4 protein-coding genes are annotated in these 4,715 nt (G+C 76.4%); 2 read left to right on the forward strand and 2 right to left on the reverse strand.

Features of this window, described 5'->3' with window-relative positions:
• The first annotated feature begins 163 nt into the window (after positions 1–163).
• Both AB8Z75_RS32545 and AB8Z75_RS32550 read left to right on the forward strand, forming a co-directional pair.
• Entirely contained in the window at positions 164–856 is a 693-nt protein-coding gene (locus AB8Z75_RS32545) for a FadR/GntR family transcriptional regulator (protein ID WP_369208361.1), read from the forward strand.
• A 112-nt stretch (positions 857–968) separates the two neighbouring features.
• On the forward strand, positions 969–1,931 hold the full coding sequence (locus tag AB8Z75_RS32550; protein ID WP_369208363.1) for an ornithine cyclodeaminase family protein: 963 nt from the start codon (positions 969–971) through the stop codon (positions 1,929–1,931).
• 97 nt (positions 1,932–2,028) lie between these two features.
• Here the strand turns inward: AB8Z75_RS32550 and AB8Z75_RS32555 are convergent, their stop codons facing one another.
• Positions 2,029–3,003 carry an urea transporter gene (locus tag AB8Z75_RS32555; RefSeq protein ID WP_369208365.1) on the reverse strand — a complete coding sequence of 325 codons (975 nt, stop codon included), beginning with the start codon at positions 3,001–3,003 and terminating at the stop codon, positions 2,029–2,031.
• Positions 3,004–3,086: 83 nt separating this feature from the next.
• Positions 3,087–4,646: a lanthionine synthetase LanC family protein gene (locus tag AB8Z75_RS32560; RefSeq protein ID WP_369208367.1), complete on the reverse strand. Its 1,560-nt coding sequence runs from the start codon at positions 4,644–4,646 to the stop codon at positions 3,087–3,089.
• Positions 4,647–4,715 lie beyond the last annotated feature (69 nt).

The raw sequence follows: 4,715 nt of genomic DNA on the forward strand, positions 1-4,715 counted from the left end.
AACTCTGCTCGCGCCTCGGCGTCTCCCGCGGCTCCCTGCGTGAGGCGGGGGGGGGGGGGGGGGGGGGGGGGGGGGGGGGGGGCAGGCGCGGGGGCAGGCGGCGGGCGGCACGGGCGTGCACGGGCACGGCGACGGAACGGGAACAGGAACGGGAACGGGCGACATGGCGGCGACGGACACGGCGGCGCGCGGACTGCGCGCCATGATCGGCAGCGGCGAACTGACCCCGGGTCAGCAGCTGCCGCCCGAACCCGAACTCTGCTCGCGCCTCGGCGTCTCCCGCGGCTCCCTGCGTGAGGCCGTCCGCTCACTGGCAGCGCTCGGGATGCTGGAGTCCCGGCACGGTTCCGGCACCTACGTCTCCGCCCTGCTGCCCGCGCAGATGCTCGCGGGCTTCGCCGCCACGGTCGACGTACTGCCACTGGACGGACTCTTGGAGCTGTACGACGTACGCCGCGGCCTGGAGTCCCACGCAGCCGCCCTGGCAGCCGCCCGCGCCGAGGACGGCGTCGTCGACCGGCTGCGGGCACTCCACGCGCGGCTGTCCGTGACCGAGGACGACGACGAACTCCACGACCTCGACCGCGAGTTCCACGCCACCCTGTGCGCGGCGAGCGGCAACGACACACTCGCCGCCCTCTGCGACATCCTCCGCTCCCGCGGCCGCCACTACAGCGTCTACGGCACCGAAGAGACGGCTGCCCTGCGCACCGCGAGCGACCTCGGACACGAAGCCCTCATCGCCGCTCTCGCCGCCCGCGATCCCCAGGCCGCCGCGGCGGCGGCCAGCGCCCATCTGTCCCAGACGGAACGCTGGCTGCGCCGCCTGCGCCCCACACCCGGCTCGGGCCGCTGAGGCCCCGAACGCCGCCGCCCCGCCTGCCGCGGAGGCGCCGCTTCCCCCCGGCGCGTCCCCGCCGTGGGAGGCTCGGAGCGAACGCTCACCCACCGCCGAAGGGGGCAGCACCGTGCACCGACCGGCCGACACCCACTCCGCCGAAGCGCTCCGCGTCATCGACTCCGCGGCCCTCGCCCGCGCCCTCCCCGTGGGCGAGGCCGTCGAGGCGCTCCGCGCGGCCCTCCGCGCCGGGCTGGACGTCGCCGCGACGCCGGCCCGCTCACGGGTGCCCACGGCCACGGGCCACCTGCTCCTGATGCCGGCCGAGTACGGGACGCACGCGGGGGTGAAGATCACCGGGGTCGTGCCCGGCAACCCGGCGCGGGGCCTGCCGACGATCACGGGCGCCTACCTGCTCATGGACGCGACGACGCTGCGGCCGACCGCCCTGTTCGACGGGGAGGCCCTCACCCTGCTGCGCACCTCGGCGGTCTCCGCGCTGGCGGCCGACCACCTGGCGGCACCGGACGCGGGACGGCTGGTGGTGTTCGGCACGGGGCCGCAGGCGTTCGCGCACGCCGTCGCGCTGCACCAGGTGCGTCCGCTGAGCGCGGTGCGGGTCGTCGGCCGCGATCCGCAGCGCGTGGCCCGGTTCGCGGAGCGCTGCGAGGAGGTCGGCATGACCGCCTCGGCCGCGGCGCCCGACGCCGTGGCGGACGCCGATCTGGTCGCCTGCTGCACCTCGTCCCCCACGCCGCTGTTCGACGGCCGCGACCTGCCGGCGCACGCGACGGTCGTCGCCATGGGCTCCCACGACCCCGGCGCCCGCGAACTGGACACCCGCACGCTGACCTCGGGCACGGTGGTCGTCGAGGACGCCGCGACCGCGCTCCGGGAGGCCGGAGACGTCGTGATCCCGGTCGAGGAGGGCGCGTTGCGGGCCGCGTCGCTGGTGCCTCTCGCCGACGTCGTGTGCGGCCGTCACCGCGTCGAGGACGCCGGACCGCACGTCTTCAAGAGCACGGGCATGGCCTGGCAGGACCTGGTGGTCGCGGCAGCGGCGGCGGCCGGCCCGGCGGGAGACGGGCCGTGACCGGAGCGGCGCCGGTGCGGCCAGGAAGCCGGGACGGCGAGGCCCCTGGCAGCCGAGACCAGGCGCGGCGCAGCCCGTCAGGCGCGGCGCAGCCCGGTCAGGCGCGGCGCAGCCGGGGGAAGGACGGTACGGCGGCGAGGAAGAAGAGCGTGGTCAGGATGTACGGCCAGGTGAGGGTGTGCCCGCCGAACGGGGCGAAGAAGGAGGTGACCGCGACGGTCAGCACGGTCGCGGCCACGGCCCCCACCACGCCGTACACCAGCGCGGCCACGCCGCGTTCGAGGAAGACGGCGCCCAGCGCCATCGCCACCAGGACCGCGTTGTACCCGAGCAGCCCCTCGGCCACGTCGGAGGCGGGCGCGCCCAGCGCCCAGGACGTCGCGGTGCCGACCACGCTGCCGAGGCAGGCGGTCAGTCCCGCGAACCAGTCGGCGACGAAGATCCCCGCGAGGAAGAGCAGCCCCACGTACCACTGCGGCATCAGGAAGATCTGCCCGACGTTGGCGAGGACCGCGTGCGCGGCCTCCCCCAGCCCCAACGAGGCGTCACCGGACGCCGACCGCGGCAGCGCCGAGAGCGAGGACCCCTCGTGCCACACCCGTTGGAAGCCGGGTGCCGCCACCGTCACGACGCTGGCCACCAGGCAGAACGGCAGCGTGAACGTCGGCATGGACCACGGGCGCAGCAGGTTGACCAGCGCGGCGGTGAGCACCGCGGCGACGATCGCGCCCCCCGCCGCCATCAGCCACGTCGAGGCGTAGCCGGGCCCGAGGAAGACCGCGAACGCCACTGCCACCAGGCAGCCGTTGAACCCTTCGAGACCGGCGGCCGTCCGTTCGCGGTCGACGCCCATCACGTGGGCGGTGGCCGTGCCCAGCGCAGTGCCCAGCAGTCCGGCGAGACCGTACCGCCAGCCGGCGGCGAACAACGCGGCGACGAAGAAGAGGCCGCACGCCGCGTTCGGCATGAAGTCCACCTGCGCGACGCCGCGCAGCACCTCGTATCCGAAACGCACCGGCTGCCGCCGCGCCCCGCTCGGCTCGGGCAGGTCCCACGAAACGGAACGACTCATACGTGTAACGTACATGCGTCCCTGGGCCCGCCCGCGTCCGGGCCCCGCCGAGCGCCACGCCGGCGGATACGAACGGCGGAGCCTCAGCGCAGCCCGGCGCTGGGCAGCCACCCCCGGTTACCGCCTGTGGCGGTGAGCACCGCGGCGAGGGCGCCCCCCGCGCCGCCGAGCAACCCGCACCGTTCCTCGGCGAGCGACCACAACTCGTCCTCGTGCGCCACGAAGTGCGCCAGCAGCCTCTCCCGCAGGGCCGCGGCGGCAGGCAGCCGGCCGTGCCGCCGCATCGCGTCGGCCACCGCCAGCACCCCGGCCGCCCCGTGGCAGAGCCCGAGCCGGTCGCCCGGGTGGTCGCCGAAGAGGTGGAAGCCCTCGTGGTAGCCGTCGACGAGCGTACGGAAGGCGGCGGCGGCCCAGGCCGCTCCCACCGGGTCACCGAGCGCGTCGGCCGCGTCCCACAGGGCCCAGGAGACGCCGGGTGTTCCGTAGCACCACGCCTGGCGCGCGTGCGCCCCCGGTGGCCGGTTCTGCCCGTCGAGACCGCACCCGGTCCAGGTGCGGATGTCGCGGGCGTCGTCGAACGACTCCTTCATCAGCCAACGGCACGTGTTCCCCAGCGCGGCGGCCAGTTCGGGGCGCGGCCCCACCTGCCGAACGGCGGCGGTGAGCGCGGCCGTGACACCCGCGACGCCATGCCCCATGCCCGTGTTGATCCGCCCGTGCAGCCAGCCCAGCGCCGGGTGCGCGGGGTAGTGCGTGCGCAGCCCGGGCAGCTCGGCACTGTCGCACAGAACGGCGAGCCGCGCGGCGGACGAGACGTACGCCGCGTAGGCGGCAGGACCGAACTCGGCCTCCCCTGGCGTACCCCTCGCTTCGTGCCCGTCGGCGGTCAGTGCGAGGAGCACGCCGGAGGGGCCGAGGATCAGGTCGTAGTCGGGGAACGTGACCGACCCGTACCGCTCGGGCGCACCCGTCGGGCGACCGTGCGGCGGCTTGGCCGCGCCGTTGGCGCAGGGGCGGGCCGGGTGGTCGAGCAGCCGGTCTCTGAGCCGGTCGGCCACCGGGTGCAGTGCGGGGTGCAGGACGGCGCACTGGCGCAGCCCGACGAGCGTTCCGGCGAGCCCGCCGTCGAACAGCCCGCGGTGGCCGGGCCCGCGCCCGGCCCCCCTCGCCCACACGGCCGCCGCGCGCGCCGCGACCGCCGCGGCCTCGGCGTCCCCCATGGCGGCCACCAGCCGCGCCAGGACGGGGATGCCCGGGTCGCCCGGATGGTCGACGGGCGCGGTGGGGGGTCCGGAGCAGGCGGGGTCTGCGTGGTCGGTGGACCGGCGCGCCCGGTCGGCGGGGCGCGCCGGGGCCGCGTCCGAGGGCCGGTCTTCCACGGGGCGCTGTGCCGCGTGGGCGGGCTCCCTGGCCGCGTCGGGAAGCGGGACAGCTCGCGCGGACCGCCGAGCCGCCGGATCGGAGGCCCTGTCACTGGCCGCTTCGGTGTGCCGCCGTACCCGGCCGGGGGTCCCGACCCGGTCGGGAGGCCGCTGGGCCGCCGCGCGTCTGGCCCGGTCGGTCCACCGGCCGAGCGTCGCGACAGCGAGCCGCAGGGCCAGCCGCCGTGCCGCCGTGTCGGGTGTGAGAGCTTGCTGGGACATGTCGTTCGTACCCCCTTCGGGTCGTTCTCCTTTTCGGCAAGGAGCGGCGTAGCCGGGGTGCTCGGGGCC

This window comes from Streptomyces sp. PU-14G (assembly GCF_041028275.1).
Lineage (GTDB): Bacteria > Actinomycetota > Actinomycetes > Streptomycetales > Streptomycetaceae > Streptomyces.

Excerpts from the sequence above, each read along its gene's own strand:
- AB8Z75_RS32545 (WP_369208361.1), top strand. The coding sequence starts at position 164 with ATGGCGGCGACGGACACGGCGGCGCGCGGACTGCGCGCCATGATCGGC.
- AB8Z75_RS32555 (WP_369208365.1), bottom strand. The coding sequence starts at position 3,003 with ATGAGTCGTTCCGTTTCGTGGGACCTGCCCGAGCCGAGCGGGGCGCGG.
- AB8Z75_RS32560 (WP_369208367.1), bottom strand. The coding sequence starts at position 4,646 with ATGTCCCAGCAAGCTCTCACACCCGACACGGCGGCACGGCGGCTGGCC.